This is a genomic window from Chondrinema litorale (genome assembly GCF_026250525.1).
In the GTDB taxonomy this organism is placed as follows: domain Bacteria; phylum Bacteroidota; class Bacteroidia; order Cytophagales; family Flammeovirgaceae; genus Chondrinema; species Chondrinema litorale.
On the sequence record NZ_CP111043.1, the window covers coordinates 629,339 to 645,942 of the forward strand.

The 16,604-nt window shown below is 35.6% G+C and carries 16 protein-coding genes; 11 read left to right on the forward strand and 5 right to left on the reverse strand.

Annotated elements, in window-relative coordinates; all coding sequences use genetic code 11:
* Positions 1 to 131: 131 nt before the first annotated feature.
* The gene (mazG, locus tag OQ292_RS02585; protein ID WP_284684487.1) at positions 132 to 929 is read right to left on the reverse strand and encodes a nucleoside triphosphate pyrophosphohydrolase; all 798 of its coding nucleotides are present in this window, start codon (positions 927 to 929) and stop codon (positions 132 to 134) included.
* A gap of 144 nt (positions 930 to 1,073) precedes the next feature.
* On the opposite strand from mazG, the gene OQ292_RS02590 reads away from it, so the two are divergent.
* The 7 genes from OQ292_RS02590 to OQ292_RS02620 all read left to right on the forward strand — a co-directional run bounded on the left by OQ292_RS02590 (position 1,074) and on the right by OQ292_RS02620 (position 7,945).
* A complete protein-coding gene (locus tag OQ292_RS02590; protein ID WP_284684488.1) occupies positions 1,074 to 1,427 on the forward strand; it encodes a hypothetical protein in 354 nt (117 codons plus the stop codon).
* A gap of 14 nt (positions 1,428 to 1,441) precedes the next feature.
* Positions 1,442 to 3,013, forward strand: coding sequence for an FMN-binding glutamate synthase family protein (locus tag OQ292_RS02595; RefSeq protein WP_284684489.1), 1,572 nt, complete (start codon positions 1,442 to 1,444; stop codon positions 3,011 to 3,013).
* A gap of 61 nt (positions 3,014 to 3,074) precedes the next feature.
* A complete protein-coding gene (locus OQ292_RS02600) occupies positions 3,075 to 4,364 on the forward strand; it encodes a metal-dependent hydrolase family protein (protein WP_284684490.1) in 1,290 nt (429 codons plus the stop codon).
* A gap of 9 nt (positions 4,365 to 4,373) precedes the next feature.
* Positions 4,374 to 4,775, forward strand: a complete 402-nt coding sequence (hisI, locus tag OQ292_RS02605) for a phosphoribosyl-AMP cyclohydrolase (RefSeq protein WP_284684491.1) — start codon at positions 4,374 to 4,376, stop codon at positions 4,773 to 4,775.
* Between the two features lie 127 nt (positions 4,776 to 4,902).
* On the forward strand, positions 4,903 to 6,006 hold the full coding sequence (locus OQ292_RS02610) for an FAD-dependent monooxygenase (RefSeq protein WP_284684492.1): 1,104 nt from the start codon (positions 4,903 to 4,905) through the stop codon (positions 6,004 to 6,006).
* Between the two features lie 115 nt (positions 6,007 to 6,121).
* The gene (locus tag OQ292_RS02615) at positions 6,122 to 7,069 is read left to right on the forward strand and encodes a sugar phosphate isomerase/epimerase family protein (protein ID WP_284684493.1); all 948 of its coding nucleotides are present in this window, start codon (positions 6,122 to 6,124) and stop codon (positions 7,067 to 7,069) included.
* A gap of 3 nt (positions 7,070 to 7,072) precedes the next feature.
* The gene (locus OQ292_RS02620) at positions 7,073 to 7,945 is read left to right on the forward strand and encodes an alpha/beta hydrolase (protein WP_284684494.1); all 873 of its coding nucleotides are present in this window, start codon (positions 7,073 to 7,075) and stop codon (positions 7,943 to 7,945) included.
* Positions 7,946 to 7,949: 4 nt separating this feature from the next.
* On the opposite strand, the gene OQ292_RS02625 is transcribed toward OQ292_RS02620, so the two are convergent.
* Entirely contained in the window at positions 7,950 to 8,138 is a 189-nt protein-coding gene (locus OQ292_RS02625) for a hypothetical protein (RefSeq protein WP_284684495.1), read from the reverse strand.
* Positions 8,139 to 8,179: 41 nt separating this feature from the next.
* Between OQ292_RS02625 and OQ292_RS02630 the strand changes: the two genes are divergently transcribed.
* Together OQ292_RS02630 and OQ292_RS02635 are read left to right on the forward strand one after the other, a co-directional pair.
* The gene (locus OQ292_RS02630) at positions 8,180 to 9,484 is read left to right on the forward strand and encodes a metal-dependent hydrolase family protein (protein ID WP_284684496.1); all 1,305 of its coding nucleotides are present in this window, start codon (positions 8,180 to 8,182) and stop codon (positions 9,482 to 9,484) included.
* Positions 9,485 to 9,618: 134 nt separating this feature from the next.
* Positions 9,619 to 11,610, forward strand: a complete 1,992-nt coding sequence (locus OQ292_RS02635; protein ID WP_284684497.1) for a glutamate-cysteine ligase family protein — start codon at positions 9,619 to 9,621, stop codon at positions 11,608 to 11,610.
* A 4-nt stretch (positions 11,611 to 11,614) separates the two neighbouring features.
* Here the strand turns inward: OQ292_RS02635 and OQ292_RS02640 are convergent, their stop codons facing one another.
* Entirely contained in the window at positions 11,615 to 12,265 is a 651-nt protein-coding gene (locus tag OQ292_RS02640) for a hypothetical protein (protein ID WP_284684498.1), read from the reverse strand.
* Positions 12,266 to 12,402: 137 nt separating this feature from the next.
* Positions 12,403 to 13,179: an AAC(3) family N-acetyltransferase gene (locus tag OQ292_RS02645; protein ID WP_284684499.1), complete on the reverse strand. Its 777-nt coding sequence runs from the start codon at positions 13,177 to 13,179 to the stop codon at positions 12,403 to 12,405.
* Positions 13,180 to 13,526: 347 nt separating this feature from the next.
* On the opposite strand from OQ292_RS02645, the gene OQ292_RS02650 reads away from it, so the two are divergent.
* On the forward strand, positions 13,527 to 14,612 hold the full coding sequence (locus OQ292_RS02650; RefSeq protein ID WP_284684500.1) for an adenylate/guanylate cyclase domain-containing protein: 1,086 nt from the start codon (positions 13,527 to 13,529) through the stop codon (positions 14,610 to 14,612).
* A gap of 115 nt (positions 14,613 to 14,727) precedes the next feature.
* Positions 14,728 to 15,333 carry a hypothetical protein gene (locus OQ292_RS02655; protein ID WP_284684501.1) on the forward strand — a complete coding sequence of 202 codons (606 nt, stop codon included), beginning with the start codon at positions 14,728 to 14,730 and terminating at the stop codon, positions 15,331 to 15,333.
* 41 nt (positions 15,334 to 15,374) lie between these two features.
* On the opposite strand, the gene OQ292_RS02660 is transcribed toward OQ292_RS02655, so the two are convergent.
* Positions 15,375 to 16,418: a DUF6268 family outer membrane beta-barrel protein gene (locus OQ292_RS02660; protein WP_284684502.1), complete on the reverse strand. Its 1,044-nt coding sequence runs from the start codon at positions 16,416 to 16,418 to the stop codon at positions 15,375 to 15,377.
* Positions 16,419 to 16,604 lie beyond the last annotated feature (186 nt).

Genomic DNA, 16,604 nt, shown 5'->3' on the forward strand with positions numbered 1-16,604 from the left:
ATAGTTTGAGTTAAACCGTTTTTATTTGATACAAAAGTACGGGTCTACTATACCAGTAATTGAGTTTTTTCCTTGGATTAAATTATTTACTCGCTGAATGGTATCGATTACTATTTGAATGAGTATTCAAACTATAGCTTTTTTGCACGTTCCCAATACACATCCATCTCTTCTAGAGACATCTCACCAAAGCTTTTTCCGTCTTTTTTAGACTCAGATTCAAGGTAATTAAATCGCTTTATAAACTTCTTATTCGTTTTCTCTAAAGCAGTTTCTGGATTTATACCAATAAATCTGGAATAGTTTACCAAAGAGAACAAAAGGTCGCCAAACTCTGCTTCAGCTTTTTCGCGATCAATTTCCTTATCTTCTGCTACATTAAATTCATCTTTAAACTCCTGCATCTCTTCTTCTACCTTCTCCCAAACCTGCTCTTTTTTCTCCCAATCGAATCCCACTCCTCTTGCCTTATCTTGCACGCGAACTGCTTTAACCATTGCTGGTAAAGAAGCAGGCACGCCACCTAAAGTAGATTTGTTCCCTTTCTCTTTCAGTTTAATTAATTCCCAATTGCGATTTACATCTTCAGCAGAATTCACATCAACATCTCCATAAATATGCGGATGCCTTCTAATTAGTTTTTCACAAATTCTATTCAACACATCTGCTATATCGAACTGACTTGTTTCAGAAGCAATTTTTGCATAAAACACAATGTGCAACATAAGGTCGCCCAGTTCTTTTGAAACTTCTTCCATATCATTCTCCAGAATAGCATCTGAAAGTTCATAAACCTCTTCTATACTCAAATGGCGAAGCGATTCCATAGTTTGCTTTTTATCCCATGGACATTTCGCGCGTAGATCGTCCATAATATCAAGTAATCTGCCGAATGCTTTAAGTTGTTCGTCTCTGTTACTCTCTGGCATAATATATTTTTTATATAATTAATGATTGAATAAGGCTGCTAACCTGAGATACCTCTTCGAATAAAGCTAATATTATTACTCAGGCATTTTTACAAAACTTAAAAATTGATAATATTACAATTTTAAAGAAAGCTGGCAATAGTAATGAACCTTATCATAAAAATTGTTTTAATTATTCTGTTTGCATACATCGCAGGCTTATTCTTACCATGGTGGATTATTTCTATAGTTTGTTTCTTAGTGGTTTTTGTAAATGGAGGCAGTGTTGCCCAAAACTTTCTGGCTGGTTTTCTAGCCATTTTTATTTTATGGTTTGCCCATGCTGCAATTATAGACTATCAGAATGAACACATTCTTAGCAGCAGAATCGCCATACTTTTCAATTTACCCAATTCATTTTTACTAACCTTAATTACTGCTTTGCTTGGTGGTATAGTTGGCGGTTTCTCATCAATCACTGGAAGCCTTTTTAGAAACCTTGTTATCGACAATAATTAATAAAGATAGAAAACATGCATATGCTAATTAACTATTTTGAAGGCCTCAGTGGAATGTCTCTATTCCTTTATGTAATCCTTTTAATTGTAATAGCTGTATCTATACACGACATAGTTCAGCGAAAACACGCTATTAAACACAACTTCCCTCTCATTGGTAATTTCAGGTATATGTTGGAAAAAATAGGTCCTGAACTTCGTCAATATATTGTGGCTAACAACAGAGAAGAACTTCCATTCAACAGAAGCGAACGCTCTTGGATTTATGCTTCATCAAAAAAAGAAAATAACTATCAGGGTTTTGGTACAGACAAAGACTTGGTCGCACCCGGCCATGTATTTGTAAACCCCAGTATGTTTCCTTATCCAGTAAAACCCGGACATATTAGTTACGACAACCCTTACTTCGTACCTTGTGCTAAGGTGATAGGTAAATTTCACAAAAGACAGTATCCTTACAGACCACATTCTATTATTAATATATCGGCAATGAGCTTTGGCTCTCTATCTGCCAACGCCATCGAGTCGCTTAATAAAGGAGCTTTAAAAGTAGGTTGTTATCATAATACAGGAGAAGGCTCTCTTTCTCCATACCACAAACACGGTGCTGATATGGTTTTCCAGATTGGAACTGCCTATTTCGGGATTAGAGACGAACACGGAAATTTTTCTCTTGACAAACTGGTAAAACTTGTAGAAGATAACCCAACTATTAAAATGATAGAGATTAAACTTTCACAAGGTGCCAAACCCGGAAAAGGTGGCGTTTTACCAGCTAAAAAAATCAACAAAGAAATCTCTGAGATAAGAGGTATTCCAATGGGAAAAGATGTGGTTTCACCTTCTTATCACACCGCATTTTCAACCATTCCTGAGATGATTAATTTTATCGAAAAAATTGCTCATGCTACTGGCAGACCTGTGGGAATTAAATCTGCTATTGGTAAACTAGAAATGTGGCACGACCTCGCCACTTACATGGCAGAAACAAACAAAGGCCCAGATTTTATTACTATAGATGGAGGTGAAGGAGGAACAGGTGCAGCACCACCTGCTTTTGCCGATCACGTTTCACTTCCTTTCAACTTCGCATTTGCGAATATTTATAAGATATTTAGTAAAAAAGGATTATCTGACAAAATTGCTTTTATAGCCTCTGGCAAACTTGGTTTACCTGCCAATGCATTAAAAGCCATTGCTATGGGAGCAGATTTAATCAATATTGCCAGAGAGGCCATGATGTCAATTGGCTGTATTCAGGCTCAGGTTTGCCACACAAACAGATGTCCGGCTGGTATTGCCACTTCAAATAAATGGTTAGCAGCAGGTGTCGATCCTGCTCTTAAATCAGAAAGATTTTACAATTACATAAAAACCTTTAGAAAAGAGGTATTAGAAATTACACATGCCTGTGGTTACGAACATCCTTGTCAGGTTACTATGCGAGATGTAGACCTCAGTATGGGCGATAACAACTATACTTTAACCTTACAACAGTGCTTCGACTACGACAAAGTACCGGTTGAATTTCATGGAATGCAATCTTTAAAAGACTGCCAGTACTTGGGAACTCCTAGGAATAAGTAAAGCACAAACCGACTAACTCAACATTCTTTCGATCAATTATTAAATTATTTAAACTGCAAACATGAAGAACTACAACAAATTAATTATCACACTTTTATTGAGTGTGTTTTATCAATTCAGCTATGCTCAACAAACTTTTATTCATTGCGGAAGCCTAATAGACGGGAAAAGTGATGATGTAATGAAAGAAATGACAATTGTTGTTGAAGACAACAAGATTGTTTCTGTAGAAAAAGGATACAAAAACGTCGGAAAAAAAGACAAAGTTATCGATTTAAAAGGGCATACTGTAATGCCAGGTCTTATGGATATGCACGTGCATATCGAAGGGCAAACGAGTCCAACCAGATACATCGACAGATTCAGATTGAACCCAGCAGATGTAGCCTTAAAGGCAACTCAATATACCGAAATTACGTTAATGGCTGGTTTTACTACTGTGAGAGACTTAGGTGGATCAGGTGTAAACATGTCTTTAAGAGATGCCATTACAAAAGGCTTTATAGTTGGCCCAAGAATTTACACTGCTGAAAAATCTATCGCGACTACTGGTGGCCATGCAGACCCAACCAACGGTGTAAAAAGTGATATGATGGGCGACCCAGGACCAAAAGAAGGGGTTATTAATGGACCAGATGATGCTAGAAAAGCAGTAAGACAACGCTACAAAAATGGAGCTGATGTAATTAAAATCACGGCTACTGGTGGCGTGCTTAGTGTAGCAAGAGATGGAAAACGCCCACAGTTTACAGAAGAGGAGTTAATAGCAATTGTAGAAACTGCGAATGATTATAACATGGTTACTGCAGCGCACGCTCATGGCGACGAAGGTATGAGAAGAGCTGTAGCAGCAGGAATCAACTCTATCGAACATGGTACATTAATGTCTGAAGAAACCATGGATTTAATGATCGAAAAAGGTACTTATTATGTACCAACTATTATTGCAGGTAAAACAGCCGAGAAATTTGCGAAAATAGAAGGTTACTACCCTGCTTTGGTAGTTCCTAAAGCATTAGCAATTGGACCAAAAATTCAAGAAACCTTTGCTAAAGCTTATAAAAAAGGAGTGAAAATAGCTTTTGGAACTGATGCTGGTGTTTACAACCATGGCGACAACTGGATGGAGTTTCAATACATGACAGAAGCTGGTATGCCTGCAATGGAAGCAATTCAATCTGCTACTATGTCTGCCGCTACTTTACTTCGTGTTGATGATAAATTAGGGTCGATTGAAACCGGAAAATTAGCAGATATTATCGCTACTCCAGGAAATCCTTTGGAAGATATAGATGCAATGGGTAACATCACATTCGTAATGAAAGACGGAGTGGTTTACAAAGGAGAATAATAAAAAAATATGTCAAAAAAAGATTTAGAAGAAACCAAAGAAGTTCGCCTCGATTTTGAAAAAAGAGGCGGGCTTCTGCCTGTAATAGTTCAGGATATTGATAGCATGGAAATATTAATGCTAGGCTATGCCAACAAAGCAGCTTTTGAAGAAACTGTAAATACTGGTTTGGCCACTTTTTGGAGTACATCCAGAAACGAACTCTGGACAAAAGGTAAAACCTCTGGCGACTACCTTGAAATAAGAGAAATTAGGGTAGATTGCGACCAAGACTCAATTGTTTACCAAGTTCACAGAAAAGGTAGTGGAAGTTGCCACACAAAAAATAGTAAAGGAGAAACAAGAACATCTTGCTTCTACAGAAAAATAAACCAAGAAAATAAATTGGATTATTTAGAAGGGAATGAATAATAGTCTTTTCATTTTTTTGTAACTCATCTATTCTTTTAGCAGTAGTATACCTTTACAACTTACTGCACACAAAGTCGAAATAACAATTCTTATTCAAGAATTTAATCGATAATCATAAAACACATATATGAAAATTTTAATTGTGGGAGGCGGGATTGCAGGTCTCGGTTTAGCTAATATTTTAAATAATAAAAGCGACATTGAGATTACTGTAATTGAGAAAGAAGGCGAATGGCACATTGCAGGTTCAGGTCTTTACACTCCTTACAATGGTGTAAAGGTTTTAGATGATCTTGGCTTGGGAGAAATGGCAAGAGAAAAAGGGCATATTATTTCACGAAGACTTTTTTTTGATGCCAAAGGACAATCTATACTCGATCTTGATCTAGAAGAAATATGGGCACAAAAAAAGCCATGCTTGGGTTTAAATAGAAAAGACCTTCACGAGGTACTTTTATCAAACCTAAAAAACCTAAACATCCATTTTAACTGTACAATCAAACAAGTACAAGAAATTGAGAGTGAGATAAATGTTACATTTTCTAATGGTGAAAAAGCTATATTTGATTTAGTAATTGTTGCAGATGGTATAAACTCCGAAACACGCAAAGCTACTTTAGGTGATATACCTTTTAGACTAGACCAACACCAAGTTTGCAGGTTACTCATAAACAAACCTGCTAGCATCAACAATTGGACAATGTTTGGTAGTAATGATGGCATTTTTTTAATCATTCCCATTAGTAAAGAAATAGCTTATTGCTACATCAGTAATAAGAACAGCGCAACGCTATCTAAAGAAGAATTTCTTAAACCTTTTAGAAGTTTTGCAAGCCCAGTATCAGATATATTGAGTAATGAAGACAACTTAAAAAAAGCCTATTGGAGTAAAGTGGAAGAACTCGCTCCGCTAGAAACTTATGGCAAAAGCAAAGTAGTTTTAATTGGTGATGCTGCACATGCTATGCCTCCATATATGGCTCAAGGTGGTTCATTAGCATTAGAAGATGCTTACGTTTTAGGTAAAATGATTTTAGAAGGAAATAATAAAGGAAACTGGGCACAAGCTTTTACTGATAAAAGAAAAGAGAGAATTGATTGGGTAAGGGCTCGAAATAGAAAAAGGGAGCAATTAGCAAAAGTACCTTTCTGGTTAGCTAAAATCGGATTAAGATTTACAGGAAAGAAAAACTGGATTAAAGACTATTACCCGTTACGAACAGGTGTATAAATCTATTTTTTTGAATGAAAGCTTAGTTTTTTTTCAGAAACAACATACAGTGCATAACACATTTCCGGTTAAAAGCTATTTTATTTATTTTGGCAATTTTTAACCGGAAATCTCCATGAATAAGCCAAGAAGAACTTTTCTAAAAAAAACATCATTAGCAGCAGGAGCACTTCTTTCTCCTCTCCCACTTTTTCCTGCTACAGATGAAGAAAGCAAAGTCAGTATTCATGTATTTTCCAGACATTTACAGTTTATTAAATCATTCGATGAGCTCAGTGAGTTTATAGCTTCTTGCGGTTTTGATGGTGCTGACTTAACCATTAAACCTAACGGACATATTCTTCCAGAAGAAGTAGAAGAAAAGTTACCAGAAGCTGTAACAGCTTTTCAAAAGAGCAACCTCAGCATTAAAACCATCACTACAAATATTACCACTGCAGAGGACATCAACACTTTTAAGATACTAAAAGCAGCCAACAAAGTCGGCATCAAATATTATCGCATGGGTTACTTCGATTACCTCGATAATGTGGGCATGCCTGAAAGATTATTAAATCTTAAGCCGAACATCTGGCAGCTTTCTAAAATGAATTCCGATTTTAAGATTCATGGGGCTTACCATAACCATGTAGGTACAAGAGTTGGGTCTTCTGTTTGGGATATTTGGGATTTAATAAAAAGTACTTACCCTGAATGGATTGGTTGCCAATTCGACATTAGAAATGCAGTAATTGAAGGTGGCACTTCTTGGCCAAACGATTTAAAACTCCTGCATGAATATGTAAAAACAGTTGTAGTAAGAGACTTTAAGTGGGAAAAGAAAGATGGAAAATGGCAGGCAATAAATACACCTTTGGGAGAAGGCATGGTAGACTTTCCGGCATTTTTTAAGCAGTTAAAAAGCTTTGGCTTTGCCGGCCCTATCTCACTTCATTTTGAGTATCCTCAGCCTGTTGAGAATAAAATACTTTCTATAACTGAGATTAAAAATAAAACCAAAGAACTGTTGCAGAGAGATTTGCAAAAACTCAAAACTTATCTTCAAGAAGCTGAACTACTCTAACTTATGAAAGCACTCCTATTCCTTATTATTAATATTACCCTTATATCAATTAATTTAAATACTTTTGCTCAAGAAAATCCTGATTTCTACCATCAAATTCCAGATATCAAACCCAAAACACTTTTATACAAAGTAACCCCTCAAGATTCTCTTTATGTAGATGTGTATTACCCCAATAATTTTAAGGAAGGAGATAAAAAACCAGCCATTGTATTTTACTTTGGCGGAGGTTGGGTAAAAGGAACCAGAGATCATTTAAAAAAACAAAGCCAGTATCTGGCATCAAAAGGAATGATCGCCATTACTGCCGATTATCGCACTCAATCTGAACATAACACAACACCCATAGAAGCCATGCAAGATGCTCGGTCTGCCATGAGATGGGTGAAACAAAATGCTGAATCATTAGGTATCGATATTGAAAAACTGGCTGCTGGTGGTGGCTCTGCCGGTGGGCATTTGGCAGCAGTAACAGCCACTTTAAATAAATATGATGACCCCAAAGATGATTTATGTATCAGCACTAAACCAAAAGCATTGGTGTTGTTCAATCCTGTAATAGATACCACGCCCAAAGGCTATGGAGCCGAAAAAATGGGAAAAGATCAAAAGAAAGCCTCGCCAGTCCATCATGTAAAAAAAGGTCTCCCTCCAACAATTATTTTTCATGGAACAGCGGATGTAACTGTGCCATTCGAAAATGTAAAACGGTTTGAAGAATTGATGTTTAAAAAAGGAAATGAATGTGTACTAGTACCTTTCGAAGGTCAAGCACATGGCTTTTTTAACTACAAAGAAGGGAATGAAAAGTATTTTGAGGAAACTGTAAAAAGAATGGAGGTTTTTCTTAGAGAAAAAGGCTATCTACCGAATTAAATATTTAAGCTGCTATAGCTAAACTTTCTACATTTGAGGCAAAAAAAAGAGGAAAATGACCTTTCTGATGTTTCATTTTCCTCGTATAACTTTTCTTGCTTTTTACAACCCGTGTTTTCAGGGTATTTGAAGCTGCGACTTTCATCGACTGTAAATTCGATTGATTGTTTTTCTTTTTCTTCTTTTTTGCCATTTTACATTAAATTTTACTAAAACTCAACAAACACGACAATCATGTTTATTAGTTCATACGCTAAAAATTATTTACAAAGTTACATTTTTTATCTTTTTTGCCTCTTTTTCTTATTCATTTTTAACAATTCTCAAGCTCAAGACACAAATAAAACCTATTTACTAAAAGCCGATAGAGTATTTGATGGAGAAGAAATGCACGAAAGTTGGGTAGTAGCTGTACAGGGAAATAAAATTATTTATACCGGTGCGGCTTCTGGATATAAAGCAAAAAAGGGAACGGAAGAAATTACCTTAACCGGCACTACCCTTTTACCCGGCATGATCGAAGGGCACTCTCATTTATTCTTGCATCCTTATGACGAAGTTTCTTGGAACGATCAGGTACTCAAAGAATCATTTGCAGAGAGAGTAGCCAGAGCCACAGTACATGCAAAAAACACGCTTGACGCAGGATTTACCACGGTAAGAGACTTAGGTTCAGAAGGTGCAGATTATATAGATGCTGGATTGAAAACTGCCATTGAAAAAGGCATTATCCCCGGCCCAAGAATGATTATAGCTACCAAAGCAATTGTAGCAACAGGCAGTTATGGCCCAAAAGGTTTTCATCCTTATGTAGATGTGCCACTTGGAGCAGAAGAAGCCAATGGTTACGACAATATTATTAAAGTTGTAAGAGATCAAATAGGTAAAGGCGCAGATGTAATTAAAGTTTATGCCGATTATAGATGGGGAGCAAATGGAGAGGCAATGCCCACCTTTTTAGAAGAAGAAATGGCTTTGATGGTAAAAGTAGCTAATTCAAGCGGTAGAGATGTTGTTGCTCATGCTTCAACCGCAGAAGGTATGCGAAGAGCAATAATGGCAGGCGTAAAAACCATAGAACACGGTGATGGTGGTACAAAAGAAGTATTTGAATTAATGAAAGAAAAAGGCGTAGCATTTTGCCCAACATTAGCTGCTGGTGATGCTATTCAACAATACAGAGGCTGGAAAAAAGGAACAGACCCAGATCCAGAAAGGATTGTAAACAAAAAGAAAACTTTTAAACTAGCACTAGATGCTGGTGTAACAATAGTAGCTGGTGGTGATGTTGGCGTTTTTACACATGGTGATAATGCTCGCGAACTAGAAATGATGGTAGAATATGGAATGGATGAAAAAGAAGTTCTCAAATCTGTTACTTCTGTAAATGCCAATGTATTTGGTTTGGAAAAACTCGGACATTTAAAATCAGAGATGCTGGCAGATATTATCGCTGTAGAAGGTAATCCAATAGATGATATTTCTACTCTTAGAAAAATAAAATTCGTAATGAAAGACGGAGATATCTATAAAAAGTAATTTTACATTTTCTTGAACCTGCCAAATAAAATGGCAGGTTTACTTTTTTAACAAGCCTTCTTTCTTTAAAAAGTCCAAAAAAAAGCGTATCATTAGATAGTGTTTAATTGAAAATGATATAAACTTTTGGATATATGGGTGTAAAAGGAGTAAGAGTTGCCCGCACACAAGAAGAGCTCAATGGTTTTACACGAAACTTATTAAAAGACGTTCAGGCACTTGAAAGAATGCTCAATGAAGACCTATTTGACACAGAAGAAATCAAAATAGGCGCTGAGCAGGAAATTTGCCTCATTGATGAAAACTTTAAGCCAGCTCCACGCTCAATGGAGATATTAAAGCAACTCAAAAATCCCAGTTTTACCACCGAACTTGCCAAGTTTAATCTGGAAGCCAACCTAAAGCCAGTTCCATTTAAAAATAATTGTTTCTCACGAATGGAAACAGAAATAAATGACCTGCTGGATATATTAAGAAATACAGCCAAAGAAATGGACATCTCGCCTGTTCTTACTGGCATTTTACCCACTATAAGAAAGTTTGACTTAGAAGAGAGCAACCTCACTCCCATCGATCGCTATTATGCATTAATTGAAGCAATTGAAAAGTTACGAGGTAAAGTATATGAGTTAAGATTAGAAGGTGTAGACGAACTCAATATCAAACATCATTCAGCATTAGTCGAAGCTTGCAACACGAGTTTTCAAGTACATTTACAAGTAACCCCAGACGATTTTGTAGAAAAGTACAATACTGCCATGGCAATTGCAGCTCCAGTAATGGCGATTAGCTCAAACTCTCCCATGCTGTTTGGCAAAAGACTTTGGAACGAAACCAGAATCGCGTTATTCCAACAATCAATAGATACTCGAGTTACAGGTGAACATCTTCGCTATACAAGTCCACGAGTTACTTTTGGAAACCACTGGCTAAAAAGCTCTATACTTGAACTGATAAGAGAAGACATTGTGCGTTTTAAAGTACTGCTGATGTCTGATGTGGAAGAAGATGTAAAGCGCTGTTTAGATGAAGGCATTACCCCAAAACTCATCGCACTAAATATTCATAATTCTACAGTTTATAGATGGAACCGTCCATGTTATGGCATTTCCCCAAATGGCAAACCTCACTTGCGAATTGAAAATAGAATTCTTCCTGCTGGCCCTTCTGTAATTGATGAGGTGGCAAACTCGGCTTTTTGGCTTGGCTTAATGAATGGCCTTGCAGATGTGTATCCGAACCTCACCAAACGCATGGAGTTCGACGATGCTAAATCCAACTTTATTAAAGCTGCCAAACTAGGCTTGGGTTCTAAGTTTTATTGGGTAGACCAAAAAATTATAAGCGATACAGAACTTATTGAGAAAGAGTTAATTCCTATCGCTAAAGAGGGCTTAACCAAAGCAGGCGTTGATAAATCTGAGATTAATAAATACCTAGATGTAATTGAAGAAAGAAACCAAACGCATAAAACTGGTTCTCGCTGGATATTAGAGTCTTATTCTAAATTGGTTAAAAACTCATCTAAAGAAGAAGCTACCACAGCTTTGGTTGCCAGTATGTTGCGTAATCAAAACAGCAGTAAACCAATAAGCAAATGGGATTTAGCCCATGCAGATGATATGAACGAATGGTCGCATTCTGCCTTTTTGGTTGAAGAGTTTATGACCACCGATTTATTCACTGTAAGTAAAGATGATATACCTGAGTTTAGTGCAGATATGATGGACTGGCAACAACTCCGATACCTTCCAATAGAAAATGAAGAAGGTGATTTAATTGGTTTAATCACGCATAGAGAGTTATTACGCTACTTTGCAGAGTGCTACAAAGATGGCATGAAAAACCCTAGAAAACTGGATGAAATTATGATTAAAGACCCCATAACTATTCAGCCAGAACAAACCATTGTAGAAGCAATGGAAATTATGATGGAGCATTCTATCGGTTGCCTGCCTGTTGTAAACAATGGAAAACTGGTAGGCCTTATTACAGAAGCCAACTTTTTGAATATTACTGCCAGTCTGCTTAAAAGGCTTAAAAGAAAGAAAGCAAAGGCAATTCTTAAATTACCTGTTAAAGAAAAGCAAGCTCAAAAAGAGACAGAAGAAAAAGCTAGTGAATGAGTTTTTAGGCTAACTGTTCTTTTAAATCGGTAAGCATATTCATGTAGTTAATGTATGCATCATAGTTTGTTTTAAATGGAGATTTAAATATCAAATCTTCATTGTTATGAAGCATCCAATGAAAGTGCTCTGCTTGAGAAAACCATTCAATATTACTCTTCAATATACTGCCACTGCTATGATGCAAATTAGCCAAATGTGAAATTTCTTTTAGAAAAGAAAGTGCATCCTCTTGAAGATGATTAATAGGCATCGATTGTCTAAAATTCTTACTCATCTTCTTTTTTAAGAAACCAGTATTAACGTCATTACCATCAATTTCACTAGCAATTAACTGATTAAGAGAAATACAGCTTATCGCTACCTCTTCTATCATTTCACCATCATCACTGTTAATAATAAAGTGGTTGTCAAACCCAGGGCTTATTATTTCTTGATTTATAACATTTGTTTCTCCATTTACAGCAGAAACTGTTTTAATGGAAGGAAATTTCCAATCGCTAAAAACCCAACTTTTAATACCTTTGAGCTTCGTAATTATTTCGGTGAAGGGTAATTTGGTGGCCTCCAAAAAACTAGAAGTTACAACTACATTCACCGTAAATGAATGCGAAAGATTAAAGATAGCTTTTTGAATTTCTGGTAAAGCTCTCAATAACTTGTTAGCTTCTTTTTCAAACTTTTTTTCAGAAAAATACTGGTGATAATGACCAATTCTGCTAAATGGGTATACAGTTGGTTCTGGCGCTTGATGAATTACTATATATAGATTTTTAATTATGCTAATGGTTTTTAGTTTACCTTGTCCAATTTATCTACAAAGTACAATGGATTTTCACGAAGCTTTAAGTAGGCCTTTTCCCAAAGAGCTACAGCATCAATTAAAAAAACCTCAGCAGAAAGTACTCTACCTTTTTTCAGTTCTCTTTTAGATAACAGATTCGCGACTCTGTCGTATCGTTGTTCGTAACCTTTAAAGTTATGTCGTCTAACTAGTTTATCCATTGCACTTCCATTACTAACAATTTTAAAGTTTACATAATCTTCAAAAAGGTAAGGAGGCTCCAGTAATTCTTCTACTGCATGCATGGAGGTATTGGGCTTTAACCCACAACCTATAAAGAGAATTTTACCACCATACTTTGGTAATAACCTAAAAGGAGAGTTTTCTCCTACTGGTGTATTGTCAAGATGATGTTTTTCTAGCAACGCTTTTGCATCTCTTCCTATACCACATACTGAATGTGTGGGAGAAAGGCTTCTGTATGTACCTGGCATCGTTCTAAAATACTCAGATATTGCACCAACATTTGATGGAGTTTCTTGCCTGTCAAATACAGGGTTTTCTTTATTTACTATATCGTAAGTAAGTGAAGGTACTAGCAGGGTTCCACCTTTACCTATTGCTTTAATAACGCCATCTATAACCGTTTTCGGATGCTGCGGTATTCTGCTCAAAGACTTAAGAGAAGCATGCAACATTACTATATCTCCTTCCTGAAGGCCAGTTAGTTTTAGTTGCATACTGATCTTTTCGGCTAGATCAACGGCTAATGTAGGAGTTAACATAGGAAATGAAACTAAATATGGTAGTAAAACACTTAAAAATTACCAGATCATCAGTTGATGAAACTTAATGCTAAATTCTTTTGTAAAAAAATTTCGCTGTTAATCTAAAAACAAAAAGGCAAAATACTAGAAAGTAAACACCTTATGCTTATAGAAATTTAAAACTTTTTACTTAAAAACCTTTAGATCACTATATATTTCTTTCGTAAATTAAAAAAAAATCTGGATAATTGGTATCAGTATCATTTATCCGTTCGTAAATAATTGAATATTTTAATTCTGCGAAAGTATTTTTTTAACTGACTATCTTTGAATTTACTTAGCACTTTAAGCATCATTTTCTAAATATGAATAAAAATTTCACAATCCTATATGTTGATGACGAACAGCAAAACTTAATTAGTTTTAAAGCTGCGTTTAGAAGAGAGTATAAGGTCTTAACTGCTTTGAGTGGACAGGATGCTATTGAAGTCCTTAAAGAAAATGACGTACAGTTAATTATTAGTGACCAGCGCATGCCCGAAATGACAGGTGTTGAGTTTCTAGAAAATATTCTGCCTGTTTATCCTGATGCAATCAGAATGATATTAACCGGCTTTAGCGATGTTGAAGCAATTATAGATGCTATTAACAAAGGCAAAGTTTTCAGGTACATTACAAAACCTTGGGATGAAAACGAGTTGCGCATGACCATAGAAAATGCCAAAACGCTATTTCATTTACAGGTAAAAAATAAATCTTTGGTAGACCAGCTTCAAATTAAAGTGCAGGAGCAGGAAAAAACCCTGAAGCTTTTTATGAAATATGTGCCAGAACCGGTTGTACAAAAAGCCCTTAGCGATACTGGTGACTCCATATTTGAAGGCGAAGTGAGAAACATTACTGTATTGTTTTGCGACATAAGAGGCTTTACCAGTATGAGCGAAGACATGACACCGAAAGAAGTCGTTTCTTTCCTCAACCACTATTACTCTATTATGAGTGATGTTATAAAAAGGCACAATGGGGTGGTTAACCAGTTTGTTGGTGACGAAATCTTCTCTGTTTTTGGTGCTCCGGTTGCTTACCCGAACAATGAGGAAAATGCTGTTTTTTGTGCTATTGAAATGATGAAGAAGCTAGAAAGCCTAAATGAATTGTACAAAGATAAACTACCTACTGCAGTAGGTATGGGCATTGGTATTAACTCAGGTGAAGTTGTAGCAGGGAATCTTGGTTCTGAAGATAAGATAGAATACTCGGTAACTGGCGATACTGTAAACACCGGTAAAAGAATTGAAATGCTTACCAAAGACACACCTAACACCATTTTGATAAGCGATACAGTATTTGAGAAAACAAAAGAAATAGTAACCACAAAAGAGTGGGAACCTGTAGCTGTAAAAGGCAAAAAAGAAAAAATTGTAGTTTACCAAGTCTTAAATAAAATATAATTTACGCACTAATTTTTTAAAAGAATTTTGCTCTAACAAGGTACTATTATAAAGTTGATCGAGTTGATAATTTAATAAATCTGCTTAGAAACTTTTTAAACTAATTAGCCTTGTTATGGTGTTAAATTTTTTATTTTCTATCCTACTCACTTTTAATTCTCTTACAACAACAGATCGTGTTTATTGGCTTGAGGGAGCTGTTACTTTAAAAAACAATATGTCTCTTACTGGCGAAATCAGTTTTAACGAAGCCCACACTGAGATCAAATACAAATCTGCACTTTATGAGAAAACCTTTAAGTTAAATGAGCTAGCAGCTTTTACTTTTACTGATTATGAATTAGGAATAGAGAGGTATTTTATTACAGAAACAGAAGAAGAAACAACAGCACTGTACGAAATAATTGTAGAGGGAAGATTGCCTGTTTATAGAAAATTAAAAGAAGAATTAAACAACCCTTTTAGTAATTCTCTTACTGAAGAAGATTACAATTTTTATATAAAAAAGGAAAATGAACTGGTAAAGATCAGCGATTTTGAAACTCAAATTCTTCCTAAAATTACTTGGGAGTTTCCTTTAGAAATAAGAGATTTTGTATACACATATAACCTCAAATTAAAAATTACTGGCCATATCGTGTTGATAATGCAGCATTACAATGCTTTAACTTCACCAGATATTGATCATTCTCGTGTACAAAAACTGCTTTCAACTAGATAGTTGAAAGCAGTTTTATTTATAAATATCTTAGATTAAAATGCTTAGTTTTTCTTAGGTGGTGGAGTTAAAAACAGAGTAATACCTCCATACATACCACCAGGAATCTGCGATTTTACAATTGTATCGCGGTTGCTTCCAGAGAAATATCTATTAAAGTCAAAGCCAATATTTTTTCGGTAGCCTGCATCTACACTCATCCAAAGTATAGAAAATATTTGTCGTTGGTACGATAATCCGAATTTAAGTTCAGATACCTCCATTCTTAAGTCTTCTACCCTATTTGCACTTAGCTCAACATCTGGTATATAGTATCTGCTACCATCAAGTTCCGAAACTAAAACGGCTAAAGACTTTGCATTAAAGTTATATCTCAAAGCAGCTCTTTTAGGTAGCAGAGCTTCTATTCCCCACTTTTCATTAAAGTTGTGGTTATAAAGCATTACCGGATATACCGATTTCACATTTAAAGAATTGCTATAATTTACTCCAAAACCCATTTCAGTATTCTCATTTTTTCTAATACCGAACAAGGCAGATACACTCCAATTTAGAAAATTACTATTGGTTTCACTTAGCTTTTTAAATGCGCCACTATAATTTATGGCACCTCTTACTACAACATATTTATTTCCTCTGAATGGCTTTAACATTATGAGATCTGTACCCATAACCTTCATATTCAGATTATTAATATTTTTATACAGACTGTATTCCAGTTCCTCAGGGTCATCAAACTTTATTTCTTCCTTTTGGTATTTAAAGCCAATTACTGCTTTAAATCCATCAGAATTCCACAAAGGTGCTCGAAGCTTAGCTTTTAACACACTCTGGTGCTCAACATCAGACGAAGCATCACCAATTTCATCTTCTGGGGAGTCTGAAGCCAAATGATACTCCGGAATAATAGAACGCTCAAAAGAAATACCTCTACTAGGCGCCATACCCTTTAAACCGGTCTGGCAAAAATCTCTCTGCAACCAATTTACAGTACTTTGTTGTGCTTTCAGCGTCAAATGAGCCAAAAGAGCAAGTAAACAACAAAATGTGTACTTGTGAATAGTGTTATCAGATTGTTTCTTTCCCATATTAAAATATATAAGCTGTAGTTGTGTGGTTATTTTTTACTGAATGCTTTCTAAATTTGCCTAACATGCTTCTTAAAATAAAAGGTTCATAAAAAACTGCAGCGAAAGTTTATTTAAATGTTAAAAAACTAAAAATTGATGTGAGATTTAACCTTGAATAGCCTATAAATTTAAGAATTATTCTTG